This window comes from uncultured Subdoligranulum sp., assembly GCF_963931595.1.
GTDB lineage: Bacteria > Bacillota > Clostridia > Oscillospirales > Ruminococcaceae > Gemmiger.
The window spans coordinates 1,731,861-1,754,252 of record NZ_OZ007030.1 but is presented as its reverse complement, the minus strand read 5'-3'; the positions used below and the strand labels follow the sequence as shown (position 1 = coordinate 1,754,252).

At 64.3% G+C, this 22,392-nt stretch carries 23 protein-coding genes; 5 read left to right on the top strand and 18 right to left on the bottom strand.

Translation table 11 applies throughout. The annotated features are described in order from the left end of the window. The first annotated feature begins 78 nt into the window (after positions 1–78). Entirely contained in the window at positions 79–2,331 is a 2,253-nt protein-coding gene (gene pflB, locus ABGT73_RS08510) for a formate C-acetyltransferase (protein WP_346669345.1), read from the top strand. Positions 2,332–2,405: 74 nt separating this feature from the next. Continuing rightward, positions 2,406–3,173: a pyruvate formate-lyase-activating protein gene (gene pflA / locus ABGT73_RS08505; protein ID WP_346669344.1), complete on the top strand. Its 768-nt coding sequence runs from the start codon at positions 2,406–2,408 to the stop codon at positions 3,171–3,173. 293 nt (positions 3,174–3,466) lie between these two features. Here pflA and ABGT73_RS08500 read toward each other — a convergent pair whose 3' ends face one another. The 11 genes from ABGT73_RS08500 to ABGT73_RS08450 form a co-directional block, all read right to left on the bottom strand. Next, entirely contained in the window at positions 3,467–4,528 is a 1,062-nt protein-coding gene (locus ABGT73_RS08500) for a glycosyltransferase family 2 protein (protein WP_346669343.1), read from the bottom strand. After that, on the bottom strand, positions 4,525–5,760 hold the full coding sequence (locus ABGT73_RS08495; RefSeq protein ID WP_346669342.1) for a glycosyltransferase family 4 protein: 1,236 nt from the start codon (positions 5,758–5,760) through the stop codon (positions 4,525–4,527). The genes ABGT73_RS08500 and ABGT73_RS08495 overlap by 4 nt, the downstream gene beginning before the upstream one ends. A gap of 45 nt (positions 5,761–5,805) precedes the next feature. After that, positions 5,806–6,786 carry a glycosyltransferase gene (locus tag ABGT73_RS08490; protein WP_346669341.1) on the bottom strand — a complete coding sequence of 327 codons (981 nt, stop codon included), beginning with the start codon at positions 6,784–6,786 and terminating at the stop codon, positions 5,806–5,808. Beyond that, positions 6,786–7,814 (bottom strand): glycosyltransferase, encoded by a 1,029-nt coding sequence (locus tag ABGT73_RS08485; protein ID WP_346669340.1) that lies wholly within the window; start codon positions 7,812–7,814, stop codon positions 6,786–6,788. The genes ABGT73_RS08490 and ABGT73_RS08485 overlap by 1 nt, the downstream gene beginning before the upstream one ends. A gap of 14 nt (positions 7,815–7,828) precedes the next feature. Then, entirely contained in the window at positions 7,829–8,824 is a 996-nt protein-coding gene (locus tag ABGT73_RS08480) for a glycosyltransferase family 2 protein (protein ID WP_346669339.1), read from the bottom strand. Beyond that, entirely contained in the window at positions 8,821–10,095 is a 1,275-nt protein-coding gene (locus ABGT73_RS08475) for a glycosyltransferase (RefSeq protein WP_346669338.1), read from the bottom strand. Before ABGT73_RS08475 ends, ABGT73_RS08480 begins: the two co-directional genes overlap by 4 nt. Positions 10,096–10,116: 21 nt before the next feature. Beyond that, entirely contained in the window at positions 10,117–11,334 is a 1,218-nt protein-coding gene (locus ABGT73_RS08470; protein ID WP_346669337.1) for a hypothetical protein, read from the bottom strand. A gap of 3 nt (positions 11,335–11,337) precedes the next feature. Further along, entirely contained in the window at positions 11,338–12,348 is a 1,011-nt protein-coding gene (locus tag ABGT73_RS08465; RefSeq protein WP_346669336.1) for a glycosyltransferase family 2 protein, read from the bottom strand. Then, positions 12,345–13,460, bottom strand: a complete 1,116-nt coding sequence (locus ABGT73_RS08460) for a glycosyltransferase (protein ID WP_346669335.1) — start codon at positions 13,458–13,460, stop codon at positions 12,345–12,347. The genes ABGT73_RS08465 and ABGT73_RS08460 overlap by 4 nt, the downstream gene beginning before the upstream one ends. 2 nt (positions 13,461–13,462) lie before the next feature. After that, positions 13,463–14,335: a PPK2 family polyphosphate kinase gene (locus ABGT73_RS08455; RefSeq protein WP_346669334.1), complete on the bottom strand. Its 873-nt coding sequence runs from the start codon at positions 14,333–14,335 to the stop codon at positions 13,463–13,465. Positions 14,336–14,441: 106 nt separating this feature from the next. Continuing rightward, positions 14,442–14,609, bottom strand: coding sequence for a FeoB-associated Cys-rich membrane protein (locus ABGT73_RS08450; RefSeq protein ID WP_346669333.1), 168 nt, complete (start codon positions 14,607–14,609; stop codon positions 14,442–14,444). 132 nt (positions 14,610–14,741) lie between these two features. Between ABGT73_RS08450 and ABGT73_RS08445 the strand changes: the two genes are divergently transcribed. After that, positions 14,742–14,900, top strand: coding sequence for a DUF1540 domain-containing protein (locus ABGT73_RS08445; RefSeq protein ID WP_007047361.1), 159 nt, complete (start codon positions 14,742–14,744; stop codon positions 14,898–14,900). Between the two features lie 78 nt (positions 14,901–14,978). On the opposite strand, the gene ABGT73_RS08440 is transcribed toward ABGT73_RS08445, so the two are convergent. Genes ABGT73_RS08440 through ABGT73_RS08430 form a run of 3 tightly spaced genes read right to left on the bottom strand, consistent with a single transcriptional unit; the run spans position 14,979 to position 17,755 of the window. After that, positions 14,979–15,515, bottom strand: coding sequence for a hypothetical protein (locus ABGT73_RS08440; protein WP_346669332.1), 537 nt, complete (start codon positions 15,513–15,515; stop codon positions 14,979–14,981). 19 nt (positions 15,516–15,534) lie between these two features. Further along, on the bottom strand, positions 15,535–17,055 hold the full coding sequence (locus ABGT73_RS08435) for a HAMP domain-containing sensor histidine kinase (RefSeq protein WP_346669331.1): 1,521 nt from the start codon (positions 17,053–17,055) through the stop codon (positions 15,535–15,537). A 16-nt stretch (positions 17,056–17,071) separates the two neighbouring features. Beyond that, positions 17,072–17,755, bottom strand: a complete 684-nt coding sequence (locus ABGT73_RS08430; RefSeq protein WP_346669330.1) for a response regulator transcription factor — start codon at positions 17,753–17,755, stop codon at positions 17,072–17,074. Between the two features lie 177 nt (positions 17,756–17,932). Between ABGT73_RS08430 and ABGT73_RS08425 the strand changes: the two genes are divergently transcribed. Further along, positions 17,933–18,793, top strand: a complete 861-nt coding sequence (locus tag ABGT73_RS08425) for a glycerophosphodiester phosphodiesterase (protein WP_346669329.1) — start codon at positions 17,933–17,935, stop codon at positions 18,791–18,793. A gap of 60 nt (positions 18,794–18,853) precedes the next feature. Further along, the gene (locus tag ABGT73_RS08420) at positions 18,854–19,408 is read left to right on the top strand and encodes a DUF4830 domain-containing protein (protein WP_346669328.1); all 555 of its coding nucleotides are present in this window, start codon (positions 18,854–18,856) and stop codon (positions 19,406–19,408) included. Between the two features lie 47 nt (positions 19,409–19,455). Here the strand turns inward: ABGT73_RS08420 and ABGT73_RS08415 are convergent, their stop codons facing one another. Genes ABGT73_RS08415 through ABGT73_RS08400 form a run of 4 tightly spaced genes read right to left on the bottom strand, consistent with a single transcriptional unit; the run spans position 19,456 to position 22,378 of the window. Continuing rightward, positions 19,456–19,902, bottom strand: coding sequence for a threonine/serine exporter family protein (locus tag ABGT73_RS08415; RefSeq protein WP_346669327.1), 447 nt, complete (start codon positions 19,900–19,902; stop codon positions 19,456–19,458). After that, positions 19,896–20,675: a threonine/serine exporter family protein gene (locus ABGT73_RS08410; protein ID WP_346669326.1), complete on the bottom strand. Its 780-nt coding sequence runs from the start codon at positions 20,673–20,675 to the stop codon at positions 19,896–19,898. Before ABGT73_RS08410 ends, ABGT73_RS08415 begins: the two co-directional genes overlap by 7 nt. Beyond that, on the bottom strand, positions 20,665–21,429 hold the full coding sequence (locus tag ABGT73_RS08405; RefSeq protein WP_346669325.1) for an acylneuraminate cytidylyltransferase family protein: 765 nt from the start codon (positions 21,427–21,429) through the stop codon (positions 20,665–20,667). The genes ABGT73_RS08410 and ABGT73_RS08405 overlap by 11 nt, the downstream gene beginning before the upstream one ends. Position 21,430: 1 nt before the next feature. Further along, positions 21,431–22,378 (bottom strand): Gfo/Idh/MocA family oxidoreductase, encoded by a 948-nt coding sequence (locus tag ABGT73_RS08400; protein WP_346669324.1) that lies wholly within the window; start codon positions 22,376–22,378, stop codon positions 21,431–21,433. Positions 22,379–22,392: the final 14 nt, after the last annotated feature.

The window sequence follows — 22,392 nt, the reverse complement described above, 5'->3', positions numbered from 1 at the left end:
GCGTTTTTTTGCAGATATGGTATCATAATATCTGCGCATACACCACATATGGACAGTGACCAACAGAAGGAGTACGTTATGACAGATTTCAAGCAGTGGGAAGGCTTTGAAGGCCGCATCTGGAAGGAAGAAGTCAACACCCGTGACTTCATTCAGAAGAACTATAAACCCTACGACGGCGACGAGAGCTTCCTCGCCGGCCCGACCGAGGCAACCAACAAGCTGTGGGGCGCTTTGCAGGTCCTGCAGAAGGAGGAGCGTGCCAAGGGCGGCGTTCTGGATATGGAGACCGAGGTGGTTTCCGGCCTGACGGCCTACGGCCCCGGCTATATCGACCCCGAACTGAAGGACCTGGAGCAGATCGTCGGCCTGCAGACCGACAAGCCCCTGAAGCGCGCCTTCATGCCCTACGGCGGCATCAAGATGGCGGAGCAGGCCTGCACCACCTACGGCTACACGCCCAGCCCCAAGCTGCATGAGATCTTCACCCAATACACCCGCACCCACAATCAGGCGGTGTTTGATGCCTATACCCCCGAGATGCGCAAGGCCCGCCACAGCCACATCGTCACCGGTCTGCCCGACACCTACGGCCGCGGCCGCATCGTGGGCGACTACCGCCGCGTGGCGCTGTACGGCATCGACTTCCTGATCAAGGAAAAGCAGAACGACTTCGCCAACTGCGGCGACGGCACCATGCTGGACGATGTGATCCGTCAGCGTGAGGAGCTGGCCCTGCAGATCAACGCCCTCAAGGGCATGAAGGAGATGGCCGCCGCCTACGGCTACGACATTTCCCAGCCCGCCGCCAACGCCAAGGAAGCGGTCCAGTGGCTCTACTTCGGCTACCTGGCCGCCATCAAGACCCAGAACGGCGCGGCCATGAGCGTGGGCCGTGTCTCCACCTTCCTGGATATCTACATCCAGCGTGACCTGGAGCGCGGTATTCTCACCGAGGAGCAGGCCCAGGAGCTCATCGACCATCTGGTCATGAAGTTCCGCATGGTCAAGTTTGCCCGCATCCCCAGCTACAACCAGCTGTTCAGCGGCGACCCCGTCTGGGCCACCCTGGAAGTGGCCGGCATCGGTATGGATGGCCGTTCCATGGTCACCAAGACCGACTTCCGCTTCCTGCACACGCTGGAGAACATGGGCCCCGCGCCGGAACCCAACATCACGGTGCTCTATTCTTCCGCCCTGCCCAAGACCTTCAAGGACTACGCCGCCCGCATCTCCATCAAGACCTCCTCGGTCCAGTATGAGAACGACGATGTCATGAAGCCGGTCTGGGGCGATGACTACTCCATCTGCTGCTGCGTGTCTGCCACCCAGACCGGCAAGGAGATGCAGTTCTTCGGCGCCCGCGCCAACCTGGCCAAGTGCCTGCTGTACGCCATCAACGGCGGCGTGGACGAGAAGCTGGGCGAGCAGGTGGGTCCCCACTACGCGCCCATCACCAGCGAGTATCTGGACTACGACGAGGTCATCCGGAAGTATGATGTGATGATGGACTGGCTGGCCGGTCTGTACGTCAACATCCTGAACCTCATCCAGTATATGCACGACAAGTACTACTACGAAGCCGCCGAGATGGCCCTCATCGACACCGACGTGCGCCGCACCTTTGCCACCGGCATTGCGGGCTTCAGCCATGTGGTGGACTCCCTGAGCGCCATCAAGTACGCCAAGGTCAAGTGCATCCGCAATGAGCAGGGCCTGGTCACCGACTACGAGATCGAGGGCGACTTCCCCAAGTACGGCAACGACGATGACCGCGCCGACGACATCGCGGTGAATCTGCTGCGCACCTTCATTGAGAAGATCAAGCGCCGCCACACCTACCGTAATTCCGAGCCCACCACCTCCATCCTGACCATCACCTCCAACGTGGTGTACGGCAAGGCCACCGGCGCCATGCCGGACGGCCGCAAGGCATACACTCCGTTTGCCCCCGGCGGCAACCCCAGCTATGGTGCCGAGACCCACGGCCTGCTGGCCAGCCTGAACTCGGTGGCCAAGCTGCCCTACCACTGGGCGCTGGACGGCATTTCCAACACCCAGACCATCAGCCCCGACGCCCTGGGTCACAGCGAGCAGGAGCGTGTGGTGAACCTGGTCCAGGTCATGGACGGCTACTTCGATCAGGGTGCCCATCACCTGAACGTCAACGTCTTCGGCAAGGAGAAGCTGATCGACGCCATGGAGCATCCCGAGAAGGAAGAGTACGCCAACTTCACCATCCGTGTTTCCGGCTACGCGGTCAAGTTCATCGACCTGACCCGCGAGCAGCAGCTGGATGTCATTGCCCGTACCTGCCACAAGGTGCTGTAATCAGCTGAATTGATGTACCAAGATCCGCGGCTGCCCTGTGGCCGCGGATCTTTTTGTAAAAGGAGCCAACCAAGATGTCACAACAAGAATGCAAGGGATACGTCCACTCGGTGGAGACCTTCGGCCTGGTGGACGGGCCGGGGGTACGGTATATCATCTTTTTGCAGGGCTGCGCCATGCGGTGCCAGTACTGCCACAACCCCGAGACCTGGGCCTTCACCCGGGACACCGAAAAAACGCCCCAGGAGGCCTTTGCGGCAGCCCTGCGCTACCGCAACTACTGGCGGGACAACGGCGGCCTGACCATCAGCGGCGGGGAACCGCTGCTCCAGATGGATTTCGTCAGCGAGGTGTTCCGCCTGGCCCGGGCCAAGGGCGTCCACACGGCGCTGGACACCAGCGGCCAGCCCTTTGCGCCGGACAATGCCGACTGGATGCGCCGGTTTGACGCTATGCTGGAAAACACCAGCCTGGTGATCCTCGACCTCAAGGAGATCGACGACGATAAGCACAAGGCGCTCACCGGCCACACCAACCAGAACATTCTGGCCATGGCCCGGTATGTGGCCGACCACGGCGTGCCGCTGTGGATCCGCCATGTGCTGGTGCCGGGCCTGACCGATGACGCCGACGGACTGCGGCAGCTGGACGCCTTCATCAAGACGCTGCCCACGGTGCGCCGTGTGGAGATTCTGCCCTACCATACCCTGGGCCTGTTCAAGTGGCAGAACCTGGGCATTCCGTACCCGCTGGACGGCGTGCGGGTGCCCACCGAGGAGGAAGTCAGCACGGCGGAAGACCTTCTGCATGTGCGGGACTACCCCGACGCTCCCCAGGAATGACCGAAAAAATTTCGTTATATGGTTGACAAATTCCTGGTTTTATGGTAGAGTATACACGTGGTTAGAAATAACTAACCATAACCAACCTGAAGCCACCGGCGCGCCTCTGCCGGACCGGGCTTCTGAACCTTGCGGACCGCGCCTCCGTTTTGGCGTCTTGCTCTGCGCTTTGTAAGCGGTCTGCTGCCAACCCCACCGTTTTCTGCTCCGGACGGTGGGGCATTTTTATGCCCATACGCAAAACGCCCCTGCCGCGCAAACGGCAAGGGCGTGATTGGTTGTAAGGGGAGTGTTCAGCTGCGGCTCAGGCGGCCCAGCAGCAGGTAGTAGCCGGCCCAGTCCAGTTTGCCGTACAGCGGCGAACCGGTGCGCTTGGCTTCCGCCAGGGCATACACCAGCCGGGTGCTGCGCCAGCGGCAGGGGAGATAGTAGGCGCTGTAGCAGCGCTCGGCGCGCATCTGGTCCAGCAAAGCCCGCAGCCAGGGGGTGCGCAGTGCGGCGGCGGCCTTGTCCTGGCGGATGCCGGACAAAGGGGCCGGGTCACGGCGCAGGATGTCCGCCACCCCTTCCGCAAAGACCGTCAGTTCGGCGCGGTGCAGCTGGCGCAGGTCCTCCGCCGGACACCGGGCGGCCTGGCAGGCAGCGTTCAGCTTGGCAAAATGCTGGGGCCAGATCTCGCAGTAGTTGGCGTGGTACTTGGTGGACAGCGTGCCGGTGCGGCTGCAATCGTAGAAGGTCAGCGGACTTTCCACCACCCGGTAGGCAAAATCCGGGGTCTCAGCGGCCAGCAGGGCGATGTAATCCAGTACAAATTGTAAATCTTCACCCAAAGTATACTGCGTGTTGAACTTTACCCGCTGTGCCAGGTCGGTGCGGTAGAGCTTGTTCCAGGGCATGGCCAGCAGACAGTCCAGCCAGAGGGAGGCCAGCGCCTGCCGGGGACGGGGCGAAGCCTCGCTGCAAACGGGGGTTTCGTCCTCCTGGCGGGTGGTGTAGTGCCACAGGATAAAATCCCCGGGGGCAGCGTTCTGGGCGTCCAGAGCGGCCTGCAGGGCGCCGGGGCGCAGCGCATCGTCGGAGTCCAGGAAAACCAGATATTTGCTGTCAGCGGCGGCCATCCCCGCGTTGCGGGCGCTGGACACACCGCAGTCATCCTGGTGGATGACCTGTACCCGGTCGTCCCGGGCGGCCCAGCCGTCGCACATGGCGCCGCAGGCATCGGGGCTGCCGTCGTCCACCAATACGCAGCGGACACCGCCCTCCACCTGCTGGGAGAGAATGCTCTGCACACAGCGGTCCAGGGTGGCCTCGGCGCGGTAGACCGGCACCACAACGCAGATCGCAGCCTGGCTCATAGGGCACCTCCGTTCTGCAGTACATCCTGCACGATGCGGACAAATTCCTTGTAATACCGCTCCACCGAGAAATCCTGCGCCCGCTTGGTCCCGGCGGCGCCCATCTCGGCACAGAGGGCGGGGTGTTCATAGAGCATGCGGATGCTCCAGGCCAGCTGGTCGGCGATGTTGTCGCCCCGTTCCACCAGCACGGCCTGGCTGCCTTCCAGGTACTCCGGCATGCCGCCGCTGCGGGTGGCCAGCACGGGGCGGCCGCAGGCCATGGCCTCCACGGCCACCAGACCGGCGGCCTCCTCCACCAGGGTGGGCACACAGACCAGATCGGCCAGCCGGTAGTAGTCGGGCAGGTCCTCGTTGGGGATGTAGCCGGTGAACTGGACCCGGTTGCCCAGGGCGCGGGCCTGCTGTTCCAGCCGGCGCAGGAAGCTGCTCTGCTGGGTGCGGCCGAAGAAGGGACTGCCCACGATCAGCAGTTTGATCTGGGGCACCGGCAGCAGGGCCAGGGCCTCCATCAGCTTGTGGATGCCCTTGTCGGGGTCGAGGCGCCCGCAGAAGAGCACCACAAAGTCCCGGTCACCGAAGCCCAGCCGGGTGCGCAGCGCCAGCGGCGGGGGACCGGGGCGGAACCGTTTGGTGTCCACACAGTTGTACCAGATATAGGCGCGCTTGGGGTCCAGCGTGCTGGTCTTGAGATAGTCTTCCCGGATGAATTCGCTCAGCGCCAGAATGCCGCCGTAGATGGTGTCCATGACGGGGCTGCAGGCGGTCTGCCCGTGAAGATGGGCCAGGCACCGCTTGCGGCCGAACATCCGGCTGATAGCGCTGCACTGGGTCAGGTTGCCACCCTCCGCCACGATGAGGTCGGGGCCGGGGGGCTCCAGCGCCAGCGAGAGCTGTACCTTCTGGTACCAGGGGTCGTAGGGGGCCGCAATGCCCAGGCAGCGCTCCACAAACACCATGGGCCAGTACCGGCGATGGCCGTGGGGCCGGGGAATATAGAGCATCTTGGTGTGCTTAAGTCCCTCGGCGGCGCGGCGGGCGGCTTCGTCGGGAACGCTGGTGCAGAGCAGATCCAGCTGGCCCTCCCGCTCGTTTTCGCGGATCAGATGGGTCAGAAGGGTCTCCACGGCGCCGCCCTGCACCGCCGGAACCGGCAGATCGGGGGGCGGCACCAGCAGCACGCGGGGACGCTTGTTCTTTTCCTTGTCTTTATCGGGTCTCAGGATGGCCAACGGTCGGCTCCTTCTGTGATGGATTTGCCCGCAAACCGGGCATCTTTACTTCTTGATGGGGCAAAGGCTCTCGGCGCTCATCATGGACCAGCGCGCGGCCGAAAGTTTCTCGGTCATCTTCATGTGGCGGCAGTTGGGCAGGTAGCTGATGAGCCCTTGCATGAGGAACTGCTCCTTGCTGATGGCCTTCACCAGCTGGGGGGTGGGGTTCTGCCGCACCTTGGCGCAGAGGAACAGATACCGCCGCCAGCAGGCCGCATAGGCGGAATCGATCACCGATCGGTCGGCGTTGTTCTCCACATAGAAGCGGTAGCGGTCCGCCAGACCGTCCACGGCATCGAAGGCCTCCGGCTTGATGGAGGAACGGCAGATGCTGCCGCTGCTCAGCCGGTAATGGTAGAGAATGGTGTCCACACAGACCACCTTGTCGCAGCGCCAGAACAGGCGGTGGGCCACAAAGTCGTCCTCGTGCAGGCGGCCTTCGGGATAATGCAGCAGCTTCCACACCTCGGCGCGGTAGAGCTTGTTCCACGCCACGGTGTAGACGGTGCCGTTGGGGGTGTAGAACTCGTTCAGCAGGTCCTTGCCGCAGAAAACACCCTCCTGGGCGGGATGGGTGGAGTGGGGCGGCACGCAGCTCTCGCCGTTTTCCTGCACATCCTCCACGGCGCACAGGGCCATATAGGCGTCGTGCTCCTCGCAGGCATTGTACAGCGTGCGCAGGTAGGCGGGCAGCACCACGTCGTCGGAATCCACAAAGGCGTAGTAGCGGCCGTGGGCGGCATCAATGCCGGTGTTGCGCGCGGCGGAAAGGCCCTGATTCTCCTGGTGGAAGACCCGCACACGGCTGTCCCTGGCGGCGTAGGCGTCGCAGATGTCGGAGCAGCCGTCGGTGGAACCGTCGTCCACCAGCAACACCTCATAGGGTTCCTGGAAATCCTGGGCCAGAATGCTGTCCAGGCATTCCTCCAGATACTTTTTGGTGTTGTAGATCGGTACGATCACGCTGATTGCAATACGCTCCATCAATCAATTCCCCTTCCTCTTTTTGCGGCCAGGCGTCCCCAGGCGGAGGCTGCGGCATACAGCGCACCGGGGTTGGCGCAAAACAAGACGGCACGCAGCTTTTCACCGGCGGGCAGCAGGGAGCTGCGCACAAGGTCCGGCAGTACGGCGTCCAGATGCTTTTTGTGGGCCTTGAATTTCGGTTTCAGTTCGGCCAGGTTTCCGGCTGCGCCGGACTGGCACCAGAACTGATAAAACACCCGCCAGTACCATACGGTGGCCCATCGGCGGTATTCCTCCCGCCCCGGACGGCTGGCAAAGTATTGCAGCCAGTCCCAGTACATCCGCAGATCGTCCAGCTTGCGTGGCGAAAAGGTGGCGGTGCTGGTGATCTGCCCGGCGCGGGTGCGGTAATGATACAGAATGTCGGGCAGGCAGTTGCACTGCTCGCCCTCAAAGACGCGGTGCAGCACGCTGGCGTCATCCCCGAAGAGCATCGTTTCATCGTAGTGGATGCCCTTGTCCCGGAACAGCCGCAGATCAAACAGCTTGTTCCAGCTCAGCGGCCCGTAGTAGCTGCCGGTCTGGAAAGTTTCCAGCAGCAGTTCCTCGGCGGGGCGGATGCCGTGCTCCCGGATGGCCACCCGCCGTCCCGGCAGGGGACGGCCGGCCTCGTCGATGCAGTCGCCGCTGCAGGCGGCCAGCCGCACGCCGGGCGCCTGCACGGCCCGGTAGAGCACCTCGTACATGGTGGGCTCGATGACATCGTCGGAATCCACAAACCCGATGTAGCGGCCGCGGGCGTTGTCCAGCCCCTTGTTGCGGGCGCTGGCAGGACCTCCGTTGGCCTGGTGGAACACCCGGATGCGGGCATCCTCCGCCGCCAGCGCGTCACAAATACGTCCCGAATCGTCCGAGCTGCCGTCGTCGATGAGCAGCAGCTCAAAATCCGGGAAGGTCTGGGCCAGAATACTGCGCACAGCCTGTTCCAGGAAGGGCTGTGTGTTGTACACGGTGGAGACGATGCTGATTGTGGGGGATTTGCCCATGGGGTGCTCCTTGGTCACAGAAATCGTTGTTTGGCCAGTGTGTAGGCGGCCAGAAAGCCCGGCCAGCGGCAGGCCACGCCGATGCGGTAGGGAATGGCCAGCAGGCGGTTGGGGTCCCGGCGCAGCCGCGCGGTGAGGGCGGCGCGGGCATCCCGGTCTTTAAGGATGCGGGCGAACAGTGCCCGGCGTGCCCCGAAGGACAGGCTGCCCCGGCAGCCGGTGAGCAGACCGTACTGGTTGAGGCAGGCCCGCACCCGGCTGGTATACAGATAGGGCGCCGGGTCCAGACCGTTCTGCCGCAGCAGTACTTCCAGGGCCGGGCGGGTCACCGCCTCGGCGTCCAGCAGATCGCCCCGCAGGGAGCGGGACAAACTGCCGCTGCCCACATCATTTTGCTTATAGTATACACCACGCAGGCAATAAATGGCAGTCGTTTTTTGTAAAAAAAGTATGTTAAAAAGGACATCCTCGTTGATTTTGAGGTTTTCGTCAAAGCGCAGCGCCCCGATGGCGGAGCGGCGGAACAGTTTGGGGTAGGGGGCCGCCAGCAGTCCGGTGTCGAACAGCAGCGCCGAAAGGCGGGGCTCCAGGGCGGCCAGGCCCTCGTACCGGCCCTCGGCCAGGGGGGCTACCGTGACCGATTCGCCGGTGCTGGCCCGCTGCAAACCGAAGAGGATCATCGCCTCGTCGGTGACGGGCAGGGCGTCCAGTGCCGCCCAGAGGCCGGGCAGCAGTTCATCGTCGGCGTCCAGAAAGAGCACCCAGTCCCCCTGGGCAGCTTCCAGGCCGGTGTTGCGGGCCGCGCCGGCGCCGCCGTTGGGCCGGTGCAGGGCGGTGATGCGGGCATCCCCGGCGGCCAGCTGGTCGCAGAGGGCACCCGTCCCGTCGGGACTGCCGTCCTCCACCAGCAGCAGCTGCAGGTCGGCGGGGGCGCCTTCCAGCGCGCTGGCCACCGCCCGGCGCAAAGTGGCCTCGGCACGGTAACAGGGGATAATGACACTGACTTTCACCGGGCGTCCTCCTGCAGAATGGTCTGGTAGATGCCGCACAGCGCGTCGGCGTTGGCGGCTGGGTCATGGGTGTGCAGCGCCCGGCGGCGGGCAGCCTGCCCCAGGGCGGCGCCGCTGTCCGGGGCGGAGAGTACCGCCGTGACGGTGCGGGCCAGGCCGTCGGCATCCAGCGCCTGGCCGTACAGCCGGCCCTCGGTGCCGTCGGTGAGCATGTCGGGGATGCCGCCCGCCCGGCTGGCCACACAGGGCAGACCCAGCAGCATGGCTTCCCCCAGACTGTTGGGGCTGTTCTCGCTGGAGGAGGGCAGCAGGAAAAGGTCGGCGTCCAGATAGGCCTGGCGCATGGCGGCGGCGTCCAGCGGCCCGGTGTACTTAATGTGACCGGCCACCCCCAGGGCCTCGGCCAGCCGGCGGCAGTACCGCTGGTAGGGGAAGAGCCGGGCGATCAGCGGCCGCAGCAGCGGCCCTTTGTCCAGGGGCGGCCAGCCGGCGATGCGCAGCCGGGCGTCGGGCCAGCGCTGCAGAATGGTGGGCATGGCCTGGAGTACGGTGTGCAGATTTTTGAGAGGGTAATTCCCCTGGGAGAGCAGCACCACCGGCCCGCGGCCGAAATCCCTGGGCTGCCACAGCGGCCCTTCATAAAACAGCGGGCGCAGCGTCTCGTTGCAGGGGTAATACCGGGCCAGGGGGGCCAGCCGTTCCACCGCCCGGCGGTCAAAGCCGGTGCGGCCGGTGACGTGGCGGGCCGTACCCAGCAGGGCGGCCTCGCTGCGGGCCAGGGCGTCAAAGTTGGATTGGAGTTTGTCCAGCAGGGCCCCGGGAATCAGCCGGTCCAGCGCCCGGTCCAGCGGGGTGGAGTGGAGATAAGCTTCCGGCACCCCGTCACAGAGATGGGCTGCACAGTCCTCCATGATGCCCTGGATGCCCACCAGCACCGGCAGCTGCAGCGCCCGGGCCGCCTGGTCCATGGCGGCCGCCGCTGCATATTCGGTGCCCCAGATATGCACAAGGTCGGGGTGAACCGCTTGCAGCAGCCGGGAAAAATCCCCCCCGCCCGGCAAGATGCGGTAGGTCACACCGCCGTGTTCCCCGCACAAGGCCTCTTTGCACTGGCCGTTCACACAGGCGACGGTCAGCTGCAGATCGGCTTGGCCGCGCAGGGCGGTCAGCTGGCCGGTCAGCCAGCCGCCGCTGACATCGCTGGCGTGGGACAGCCCGCAGGCCAGGGCGGCCTGGGGCAACGTCATGCTCACGAGCCAAAGCACGTGCATGGCGGGCACTCCTTTCGTGGTTTATGACAGGGCGGCCAGAAAATCCCGTGCCACCTGTTGGGGTGTGAATTCCGGGTAGAGGGCGGCCACCTGCTCGTAGGGCAGCCGCTGGCCCGCAACCTCCGCCAGCCAGCGGGACAGCCGGTCCAGAACCTCCGGCGTCACGCCGTCCTTTTTCTGCAGCACCAGTCCCAGCGGGTAGCGGGCCAGATAGGGCAGGGTGGGGTCGGTCTCGCTGACGGCCAAGTGCAGCACCGGCTTGCCGGTGCCAAAGTAGCTGAACAGCTTGCTGGGCATCTGGTTGTCGTAGGCGTTGCCCAGGCTGAGCAGAATGTCGGCGCCGGTTTCCAGGGCCGCGGCATCGGCGGGCGGCAGCGGGCCGGGGCGGACAAAACGGTCTTTCAATACAGTGGCGGTCCGCTCGGCCTGGGCGGCAAAGCGCTGCCAGCCGCCCCCCGCCATGGTCAGGGTCAGGTCGTGGGCATTCAGGCGGCAGAACAGTTCCAGCGCAAAATCCGGCTCCCGCACGGTGGGGTACAAACTGCCGCAGAAAACACACCGCGTCCCGGTATGGGCGGGCGTTTCGGGGGCGGGCAGCAGCACCGGGAACCCCAGCAGGTGCACCTTGCTGCGCCAGGGGCTCAGGGGGCCGCCGGTGTAGTCGGGCATGGCCTGGGGCGTGACGAAGGTACCGTCCACCGCCTCCAGCAGCTGGCCCTCCCGGGCAAAACCGCCCGGCGCGGTGTAATCCCGGTTGCTGGCGTAGGGGTCCAGCTGCCAAAGCAGCTTTTTGCCGCCGATGCGGGCCCCTTCCAGCGCAAAGGCCGTGCGGTAGGGCGCGCAGACGGCACAGACCGCGTCAAAATGAAACTGTGCATCCAGCCGTTCCACGGCACGGCGGCTGTCCACCGTGCGGCGGGGGGCATGCAGGACCAGCTGCCGGAAGGCCGCCGCCACCGCGGTGGGATGGGCGGCCAGCCGCAGCAGCCGCAGCGGCACCGGCGTGCCGCCCCGGACGCCGTTTTCCAGGGCGGTGTTCATGAGCCGTTCGTCGGCAAAGGCCAGCGTGTGCTGGACGGTACCCTCGGGGGGCGCGGGCGGCGTATGCAGGCCGTCCCACAGTTCCAAAAGATGGACGCAGTGGCCCTGGGCCAGCAGTTGGGCCGCCAGCCGGCAGCCCAGCAGGGCGTTGGCGCTGGCCGGGTTCTCCACCCGGTCAAGAATCAGCAGAAATCGCATGGGTCATTGCCTGTCCTTCAAGAATTTGCGGCAGATGCGCCGCCACAGTTTGGGCATCCGCACGGTGGCCCAGGCGGCCACCCGGATGGCAAAAGGCAGCTTGGGGTTGCGGCCCAGCTGGGGGTCCCGCAGCCCGGCGGTGATGCCGATGTTCAGCTCGCCCAGCTGGACGCGGTAGTCGTCGGCGTCCGCCCGGCGCAGGATCATGCTGGCCAGATACACCAGCTTCTCATAGTAAAAGGCATTGGCGGACTGCTGCAGTTCCGGCCATTGTTCGGGCACGCTGCCCCGGATGGTGGCCGCCGCCCGGCGCTGGTCGTCCAGGCTCTGGGGCGGCAGGGCGCGGTGGGTGGCGCTGTCGGCGTGCTGGCGGTAATGGTAGCCCGCAAAGTCGCAGAAGGCGCAGCCGGGCGCCCGCAGAAAGGCCTGCCAGTTGGCCAGCAGGTCCTCGTTGTAGGCCAGGTCGTTGTCCAGCATGGCTTCGGTGAGCAGTCCGGCGGCATAGAGCTTGTTCCACAGGCCGTAGTCCACGGCGTGGTCGTGGAGCAGCGCCTCCAGATGCTGGGGCGCGGGAAAAACACGGTAGTCCTCCGGCGCAGCCGTCCCGGCGGGCGGCGTGTCGGTGAAGGTATCGTACCGGCAGCAGGCCAGGGGCAGGGCCGCGTCCTGGGCCGCCGCGTGCAGCGTGCGCAGAAAATCCGGGTGGTAGCAGTCGTCCGCATCGCAGAAGGCAAACCAGATGGCACCCAGCTCCCGGGCCTTGCGCATACCGGCCGTCCGGGCGGCGCTGACCCCGCTCTGGGGCTGGTGGATCACGAGAAAACGGGGATCGTTGAGGGTCATGTCGTCGCAGAGGGACGGGGAAGAATCGGTGGAGCCGTCGTCCACCAGGATGCAGCGGAAATCGTCGAACCGCTGGTCCGCCAGCGCGTTGAGGCAGTCCGGCAGGAAGGTCTCGGCGTTGTGCACCGGCACAATGACGGCAATCTCGCAGCGGGGCGTATCGGAGGTCATGATGTCACCTCCGCATAACGCCGCAGGTAGAATTCCTGCAGAATGGCCGCGCTGGTGTGGATGTCGTAGCCCGCGTCCAGTGCCTTCTGGCGGGCGTGGGGGTCCCGGCGGAAGCTGGCCGCTGCGATGGCACCGGCCCAGGCGTCGGGGTCCTGCAGCGGCAGGAAGCGCACCCGGTCGGTGAAGGCTGCCCCGCGGTCGATGGTATCCGACACAAAGCAGGGAAGGCCCGCAGTCTGGGCTTCCACCAGCACCACCGGCAGCCCCTCAAAGAGGCTGGGCAGCAAAAAGGCGTCCATGGCATCGTAAAAGCCCTGGATGTTGCTGCGCACACCGGCAAAGATCACGCTGTCCCCCAGGTTCAGTTCCCGGGCCAGCGCCTGCATCTGTTCTATGTAAGGGGCGGGGCCGCCGCCCAGCAATACCAGCCGGGCTTTGGGCAGCCGCTTGCGCACCGCCGCGAAGATGCGCAGAAGACCCGGATGGTTCTTCTGGGCGGTAAAACGGCCCACATGGCCGAAGAGGATCTCATTGTCCGCCACACCCAGGTCCCCGCGCAGCAGGGCGCGTCGCTGGGGGTCACGGGCGGCGAACAGGGCGGTGTCGATGCCGTTGGGCAGCACTGTGAAGGGGGCGTTGCCGAAGAGCATTTTGCCGGCCAGTTCGCTGCAGGCAAAGCGGTCGGTCAGCCCGGCGGAAAACCGCAGGCTCATCAGCCGGTCCAGCAGCCCCACCAGGTTGTGCTCGTAGGCGGTGTTGTGGCTGTGGCCCACCCGCACGGGGATACCAGCCCGGCGGGCCACCGTGTTGTAGAACATGCCGAAGCCGCTGTAATGGCCGTGCAGGATGCGCCATTCGGGGTGGGCGGCAAACAGCTGCCGCAGTTCCCGCAGATAGCGGGGCAGGTTGTTGTCCTGCCGGACGGTGGTCTTGAAGATCCGGCCGCCCAGCGAGGCGATCTCGTCGTCAAAAAAGCAGGATTTATTATAGTGGTACAGAAAATCAAACTGTACCTGTTCCCGGTCGATGGCACGGTAGACGTTCATCACGAAGGTCTCCATGCCGCCCGCGTCCATGGCGGGCATGACCTGCAATACACGAATGGGAGCCATGTTTATTCCTCCGCTTCCAGCCGGGTGCGGCAGTCTTTCAGTTCCGCCCTGGCATCCTCCCGCAGCCGGGGATAGTCGTGGCAGCTGCGGCGCAGCGTGTCCACCACGATCTCGCTGACCAGATACCGGGTATACCACTTCTGGTCGGCCGGCAGGGCGTACCAGGGGCTTTCTTTGGTGGCGGTGGCGTTGATCACGTCCTGGTACAGGCCCAGGTATTCCTCGAAATAGGCCCGTTCCTTCACGTCGCTCATCGAAAACTTCCAGTTCTTGGCGGGATTCTCGATGCGCTCCAGAAATCGTTTGCGCTGCTCATCCTTGGAGACATGGAGGAACATCTTGACGATGCGGTAGCCGTTGTCGTACAGGTATTCCTCGTAGTGGCGGATCTGGCGATAGCGCTTCTCAAAGAAGGCCTTCTTGCCCTCATCCAGCGTGCGGGGCGGCAGCTTGTAGGTGTTCTGCAGATCGTGGAGCTGCACCACCAGCACGTCCTCGTAGTAGCTGCGGTTGAAGATGGCGATGGACCCCCGGGGCGGCAGCGCCTTGTGGATGCGCCACAGGTAATCGTGGCTGAGTTCCTCGCTGCCGGGCTGCTTGAAGCTGGTCACCTGCACGCCCTGGGGATTGAGCCCGCCCATCACATGCTTGATGGTGCTGTCCTTGCCGGCGGCGTCCAGGGCCTGCAGCACAAAAATGACCCCCTCGCGGCCGTCGGCATACAGGCCGTCCTGTAAGGCGGCCATCTCCTGCAGGTTGCGGGCAGTCTTTTCCAGAATCTTCTGTTTGTCCAGATCATCCCGTTTGCCGTCGCAGGGCAGTGCCCGCAGATCGCACGGGTGGGTGCCGTCAAAGCGATACCGATCGGCCTTCATCGCAACCCCTCCTGCCAGTTGATATACATAATATAGTATACCCTTTTTTGGGCATTTGTGCAAGGCGGACAGCAAAAAGCCCTCCCCCGGACGGGGGAGGGTGGTTTCAGGTTTTGGAGTCGTCTTTGGGTTTGGGGTCGGCGCATTTATGGTGGCAGCTGGCGCAGTTGCCGCCGCAGCCGCCCTGCCAGCCGCCGTTCTGGCTGATGAAAAGAATCGCCAGCGCCAGCAGCACAAAGATGACGACAAGAACCAGGATACTTCCAAGATTCATACAGGGTTACCTCCGCGGGACGGGTTGCGTCCCTTACAGGGAGTATACCACAGGCAGGGCGGGCAGTGCAAGGCATGGGCGCATAAAATTGTCCGGGGTGGGCCATACTAGGGGACAAGGAGGTGAGCCAAGATGGAGAACACCAATGTTACCTGTGATGTCTGCTCCTGCGCGTACAACCAGAACGGTTGCACCTGCAATCTGGATGCGATCAAGATCACCGAGCATTCCGACAACGGCACCCAGGGCATCGACAACCCGCATTACTGCCAGAGCTATCGCCAGCGCTGAGCACCGGACGGTGCACAGTGCGAACCGGGGCGCAGGAATTTCCTGCGCCCCGGTTTGTTGTTGTATTCAGTTTCCCGGTCAGGAGCGGAAGACCGTTCCCAGGCCGTTGAAGAGGCCGGCAATGGCCTCCACCTGCTGCTGCAGTTTGTTGACGTTATCCATCAGGGTGGGCAGACCGTCCAGCACCTGGTTGAGGGCGTCGGTGTCGATGCGCTTGAGCTGCTCGGTGATCTCGGGCAGGTCCTGCATCATGGAATCCAGCGCCTCGGGGTCCACGGTGCCCAGACTCTTCTGCAGCGTCTCGGCCAGCTGGTTCAGATGGGTGGTGGACTGCATGACCTGGGTGTAGGCGTCACTGGCATAGTACCAGAAGACGCCCAGGGCGATGAGCAGCACCAGTGTTACCACCACGGTGAGCAGCATCCGCAGACGCTGGTTGCGCATGATGTTGCGGTTCTGCCGGTCCTGCAGTTCCAGCTGGGCCTCGATGCGGTTGAGCTGGGCTTTCAGGTCGGCGGCGTCCAGCTTGCCGTCGCCGGTCTCGTCGTTGTGGGAAGCCAGGTCGGCCACCCGGCGCTTGAGCTGTTCATCCATTTCGCGGTTGAGTTTATCCATCGCGTTCTCCTCCAACGGTTCAGGGATTGGGGCGGGTACGGGTGTCCTGCATGGTGAACCAGAACGTGGAACCCTGGCCCAGGGCGCTGTCCACACCGAAGGCAAAACCGTGCTGCTGCAGGATCGCCTTGGTGATGGAAAGTCCCAGTCCGGTGCCGGTCTTGCCGGCGTCCTGGCGGGCGCGGTAGTAGCGGTCGAACAGGTGGGGCAGGTCCTCGGGGGCGATGCCGGGGCCGTGGTCGGCCACCTCCACCCGGCAGCCATGGGCCAGCGGGATCACCCGCAGGATCACCAGACCGTCCGCGCCGATATGGTGGAAGGCGTTGCCCAGCAGGTTGTGCAGCACCCGTTCCATCATGGCAGGGTCGGCGTGAACGGGGGCGGCATGGTCGGCTTCCAGCTGCAGCGTCCAGTGGTTCTGGTCGCAGAGGGCGTCGTACCGTCCGGCCACCTCAAAGCAGAGTTCGCTCATGTCGAAGTCGATGGGGTTGGGCTTCTCGGAGCCGTTCTGCACCTTGCTGAGTTCCAGCACGCTGTTCACCAGCGCCGACAGCCGGTCGGTCTCATCCACAATGATGTTGCACTGTTCGGTGCGTTTTTCTTCGTCGGTGCCGGTCAGGTCGCGCACCGTCTCGGCATAGCCCTTGATGAGGGTCAGCGGGGTGCGCAGGTCGTGGCTGACGTTGGCCAGGATGTCCTTTTCCAGCTGGGCACTGCGCTTGACCTCGGCGGCCATGTGGTTGAAATCCTCCGCCAGACGGCCGATCTCATCGTGGTGCACCACCGAGATCTGCACGTCGTAGTTGCCCGAGGCGATCTCCTGGGCGCCGGTGGAAAGCCGCTCGATGGGGCGGGTGAACCAGCGGCTGAAGAGGATGGCCACCAGCAGGTCCAGCACCAGCAGCAGCACGGCCAGCGGGATGAGGATGGACCGCAGCACCTCGGCGGCGGTGGAAATCTGGGCCAGGCTGGCCGAGACGATGACGCCGTACTGGCCGTCCGCCGAGAGATGCCCCACCAGCATCTGCTGGCTGGAACTGGAGTGGACGATCTCGTACAGCGAGCCGTCCTGGAAGAGTTTCTGCCGCATCCGGATGACCAGCGCCGTGTTCACGTTGGTCACGAACTCGCCGCCGAAGGCGCCGGTGCTCTCGTGGAGCAGGCAGGGATACATACTCTCGTAGGCCTTGAGGCACCGCAGCGTGGTGTCGCTGAAATCCACGCAGCAGCCGTCCACGTTGATGGTCTTCTGGATGAAGGCGTCGCCCACCTTGTCCCAGAAGGTGCTGTTCAGCACCAGTACGCCGAAATCCCGGTTGGCGATGGGCACATCGCTCTGGTCGATCATCGCCACGATGGCCTCGGCCTTGTTTTCCAGCTTGCCGCGGATGGTGCGGTTGTACTGGGGCACCAGGGCGTAGGTGATGACCCCCCATACCAGGGCCAGGGTCAGCAGCGTCATGACGGTGATGAAGATCATCAGCTGCCAGCGGATACTCAGCACAAAGCGGTGCGGTTTTTTCTGGGCGTGTTGTTTCACAACGCCTGCACTCCTTTTACAGGGTGTCGGGGTCAAACTTGTAGCCGATGCCCCACACCGTCACGATATAGTTGCGGCAATGCCCCAGGTGGCTGCGCAGCATCTTGATGTGCGTATCCACGGTACGGTCCTCGCCGTAGTAGTCATAGTTCCATACCTTCTGCAGGATTTTTTCCCGGCTCAGGGCAATGCCCTTGTTGCTCACAAGAAAGACCAAAAGATCGAATTCCTTGGGGGTCAGCGGGGCTTCCTGCCCGGCCACCTTCACGGTGTGGCTGGCGGTGTCGATGCTCAGATCCCCGAAGACGTAGCTGCTCTGGCTCTCCTCGGGGCGGGGCATGGTGCGGGCCAGCACGGCCTTGACCCGGGCCACCAGCTCCCGGGGGGAGAAGGGCTTCACCACGTAGTCGTCGGCGCCGCCCTCTAAACCGGCCAGCTTGTCGTATTCCTCGCTGCGGGCGGTCAGCATGATCACCGGCGTCATGATTTTGCGGGTGCGCATCTCCCGCAGACAGGTCATGCCGTCCATGAACGGCATCATGATATCCAGGATCACCAGATCGATCCCGCCCTGTGTCAGCACGCTCAGGGCGGCGGCGCCGTCCCCGGCCTCCTCACAGGTAAAACCGGCATATTGCAAATGCTCGCGGATCAGGTCCCGGATCCGCGGTTCATCATCCACGACCAAAATTTTTGCCATACAGTCGGCCTCCTTTTATCACACTTTCTATTGTAACACAATATCCTCCCGGCGTGGCGAAATTGTGAAAACTTTTGAAAAAAACTATAAAATTTCCTTGCAGGTGCCCGGGACACCGGCCGGGGCAATTGCAATTTGCGCCGCGGTGCGGTACAATCAGAAACAAGAGGTGATGCTATGCTGTGGTGGTTGCTGGTGTTGGCGGCTGTGCCGGTGCTGTTTGTCGTGCTGGTGTTGTTTTTGGTGTGGCCGGGAGCGCCCCGCCGACGGCTGCGGCAGCCTTTCTGCGGCCGGAGCTACGCCCACCGGGGCCTCTTCGGCGCCCAGCAGCGCCCGCCCGAAAACAGCCTGCCGGCCTTTGCCGCGGCGGCCCGGGGCGGGTACGGCATCGAGCTGGACGTGCAGTTCACCGAGGACCGCCAGCTGGTGGTCTTCCATGACGACACGCTGGACCGGATGACCCCGGCCAGGGGCGGCGTCAACGTTACGCCGTGGCCGGTGGTTTCGGCCTTGCCGCTGGCGGGCAGCGGGGAACACGCGCCGCTGTTTTCCGAAGTGCTGCAGGCGGTGGCAAAGGCCAATCCCGCCACGCCGCTGATTGTGGAGATCAAGAGCCGGTATGAATACCGGGGACGGTATCTGCTGGAACTCTGCCGCACGGTGCTGGCGGCGCTGAAACAGTACCCGGGGCCCTACTGCATCGAAAGTTTTGACCCCCGTGTGGTGCGCCTTGTGCGGATTCTGGCGCCGGGTGTGGTGCGCGGCCAGCTGGCCGACAGTTACCGCAACCACCGCCGCATCGGCACGCCGCGGGTGGCGGCTTATCTTCTGTCACACTGCTTCGGCAATCTGCTGGCCCGGCCGGACTTCATTGCCTGGTGCCCGGACAAGCGCAACTGGGCCATCCGGCTCTGTGCGGCGCTGGGCGCCATGACCGTCATGTGGACGGCAGTGCCGGAGTACGACATTGCCCGGCTGGAACGGGAGAACGATGCGGTGATCTTCCAGTGGTATCAGGCGGACCCCAAATTCAAATAAGCATACGAAGCGCAGCCCGCGCATATCCTTGCATGGAATGATGACAAGGGGGCTGCGCTTATGTTTTTATTTACGGTGACCAAACCCGGGCTGCGGCAGGCGGGCGCGCTTGCCCTGTGTGCGGTGTGCCTGTGCGGCACAGTGGCGGCGGCGGTACATTTTTCCGGCGATGCGGTGACGGCGGCGGCCGACGCGGCGCCGGGCATCGAGACCACCCAGGACATCGGCAGTTATTTCACGGGGTACGGCTTCGAGACCGACCTTTCCACCGCGGCGGTGGATAAGGTAAAGATCCCCAAGAAATGGGACGACAGCTTTGCCGCCTTCAACCAGGTGGTGCAGGAGAGTGACCTGGATCTGTCGGACTACAAGGGCAAGACGGTGGAAAAATGGACGCTGCTCTGCCCGGCGCTGTCCACGGGGGACCAGGACACCTACTGCGTGCTGCTGGTGTACAAGGCGAAGGCCATCGGCGCCTATCTGCTGCAGAAGCCTTCCGGGGAGGTGACGGGGCTGATCACGGCGGCCAAGGCCAGCGCCGAGACAGCCGCCGCCCAGCAGGAGGACACCCAGGCCACTGCGGCCGAGACCGAGATCGAATATCCCACAGAATGAGGACACCCGCCGGAGGTTCCAGCTGGAACCTCCGGCGGGTGTGTTTTTCAGGATTTGCGGCGCTTGAGGGGGATACTGCAGACCAGCGCGATACCCAGGGCCAGGGCCACGGCGATCTTCAGGGTCTCCACGCCTTTGTTGGCGAAGAGGGAGCGGTCATCCCGCAGGAAATAGTAGGCGGTGTAGTAGATGCCGGCGCCGGGCACCAGCGGGAAGATCCCGCACAGCAAAAACAGCGTGATGGGCGCCTTGTGGCGGATGGCAAACAGCCGGGCGCAGGCGGTAAGGGGCAGGGCCGCCACCAGGGTGGCCGCGGGGGCGCTCAGACCGCCCAGGCCGGTGCACAGCACATAGACCAGCCAGCCCACGGCGCCGGTGAGGCCGCAGGCCAGGTAATGCCGGGGCGACACCCGGAAGGTCACGCCGAAGCTGATGGTGGCCACGATGGCCACCAGAAACTGGACCAGATAGTCCGCCCAGAGGGGAATTACCATACGATCGCCCCCAATCCGCGCCCGGCCAGCCAGGCCAGTACCACGCCGCAGGCGATGCTGCCCGCCACGAGGACGGCATCCAGCAGGCGGATGGCGCCCGAGAGATAGTCCGCGTTGATGATATCCCGGATGCCCATGGTCAGGGCGACGCCGGGGGTGAGCACCATCAGGGCACCGATGGTGGCGGTGTTGACATCCAGCACCGGCAGGAAGAAACTGACGCCCAGCGCCCAGAGGGTGCACAGGCAGGCGGCCACAATGTCAGTGAAGATGCGGTTGATCCGCCGTTTGCCGAACTGCTGGCAGACCACCGATTCCAGCAGGCCCGCCACGGCGGCTACCAGCATTTCGGCCAGGGCGCCGCCGAACAGGAAGGCAAAGCAGGCGCTGCCCACCACACAGGCCAGCCGTTCGGCGCGGGGCGGGGTGGAACCGATGGACCAGGAGGATTCCAGCTTCCTTCGGGCCCCGGAAAGGTCCAGCTGGCCGGCAGCCAGCTCCCGGGACAGTTCGTTCACGGCTTCTACCCGGCCCAGATGGATGGAAATCAGCGGCACATGGCGCACCATGCTGCGGCTTTCGCCGCCCTCGGGGCGGGCCGAGGCGAAGATGCCGTTGGTCAGCACATAGACGTGGAAGTCCTCCAGGTTCAGGCTGCGGGCCATGATCTCCATGGTCTGCTGGGCGCGGAACACCTCGCCGCCGTTCTCCAGCATGGTCTGCCCGGCGTCCAGGACCAGCTCCAGCGTTTGTTCAAATTCATTACTGGCCACGGATGTTCTCCCGCACTGCGTTGAATTCGGGGTAATGGTCGTACAGATGCCGGGCGATGGCTTCCATCAGCAGATAGTCGTGCTCGGAATCAATGTCGATGATGCCGGTGTCCATCATGACGCTGACGCCGATCTTGCCCCGCCAGAGCATGCCGTCGGTGTTCTGGGCCAGGAAATCCCGGCGGAACACATAGATGGAGGCGTTGACATCGTAGACATCGGGGGCCTGCTGCCGGCCGGTGAACTCGCTGTGGATGACCTGCTCCACATGGTCGCCCACCGTCTTGACCATGTTGAACCAGGGGTTGCGCCGGGCCTCGCAGACGCTGAACACCAGGTCCAGGTCCTCCCGGGACTGCTTGAGGGCAAAGGCATTCTCAATGTCGGTGACGGTGCGCAGCGGGCTGGTGATGTCCAGGTCCATGTACCAGTCGTAGGGGGCGCCGGTGCGCTCCTCCATGCGGCGCAGGCTGTCCTGGTAGACCGCCATCTTGGGCACCTTGTCGCCGCCCAGCTCCGCCCCGCGGGGCAGATAGACCACTTCGGGGTACCGGGCCGCCACCAGACGGGCCAGGTCCTCGCTGTCGGTGTTGAGGGCCAGGTCGATCTGCAGTTCGGGATGGTTGCGGCAGAACAGTTCCGCCGCGCTCAGCGAGTAGTAGACCAGCGGCTGGCCGCAGAATACCTTCAGGTTCTTGTTCTTGAAACCTTTGCTGCCGGCGCGGCCGCAAATGGTGATGAGCAGACGATTCATCTTATTTCTCTCCCAACGTCAGTTGTAATACCTGCAGCGCCAGTTCCGGCGGATTGCAGCTGGCCGGGGCATCCCCCAGCGCGTAGTCCACAAAATAGGCCATCTCCCGCTCGTACCGGCGGTTGACCTCCTCCTCACAGTGCCGGACTGTGCCGTCGGGCAGGGTCAGCGTCCCGGCGCCGAAATCCGCCACCACGCTGCCGTTGTGGCAGAACAGCTCCAGGGAACGGCGGTAGCCCCGGCCGAAATAGTCCAGATGCACCTCCGCCAGCAGCGACGGATACCGGGCAATGTACACCGACAGATCGTCGGAATCGATCTCCAGGTCGGAGTAGGTGCCCTTGAAGTTGTACAGCGCCTCCGGCACACCGAACAGGTCCACCAGATAGTCCCACTCGTGGATGAGGTCGATAGTCACGCCGCCGCCCAGCGCCTTGTGGGCGCTGTAGACGGTGCGGTAGTCCACCCCGGGGCGCCAGTCGGGCAGATAGCTGGAACAGATCACCCGGGCACAGTAGGGGTGCAGGGTGGGCAGCAGTTCCTTCAGGGCCAGCATGGTGCCGCACCACCGCATGGGAGCGGCCACATAGGCCTTCTGCCCGGCGGGCAGGTAGTCCTGGAGCTTCAGCCCCGTCTGCTCCGCCGAGAAGATGGGCTTCTCGATGAAGAGCGCCCCTCCCCGGCCGTAGACGGTGCGCAGGGCCTCGGCGTGGAGGCTGGTGGGGTTGGTGATGAAGATCACATCGTAGCGGGCGGGCAGCGCATCGGTCCCGGTATACTGGGCGTGGAGCTTTTCTGCCACGCCGGGCCGCAGGGGACGGTGCAGGTCGCTGCGCAGGGCATCGGCTTCCAGCGTCCAGCCGCGCTGGGCGCACAGGGCCGCCAGGTTGTTCAGATGGCGCGTTCCGATGGAGCCCAGCCCCACAAAGAGGGCAGTCAATGTTTTCATGAAAAAATCTCCCT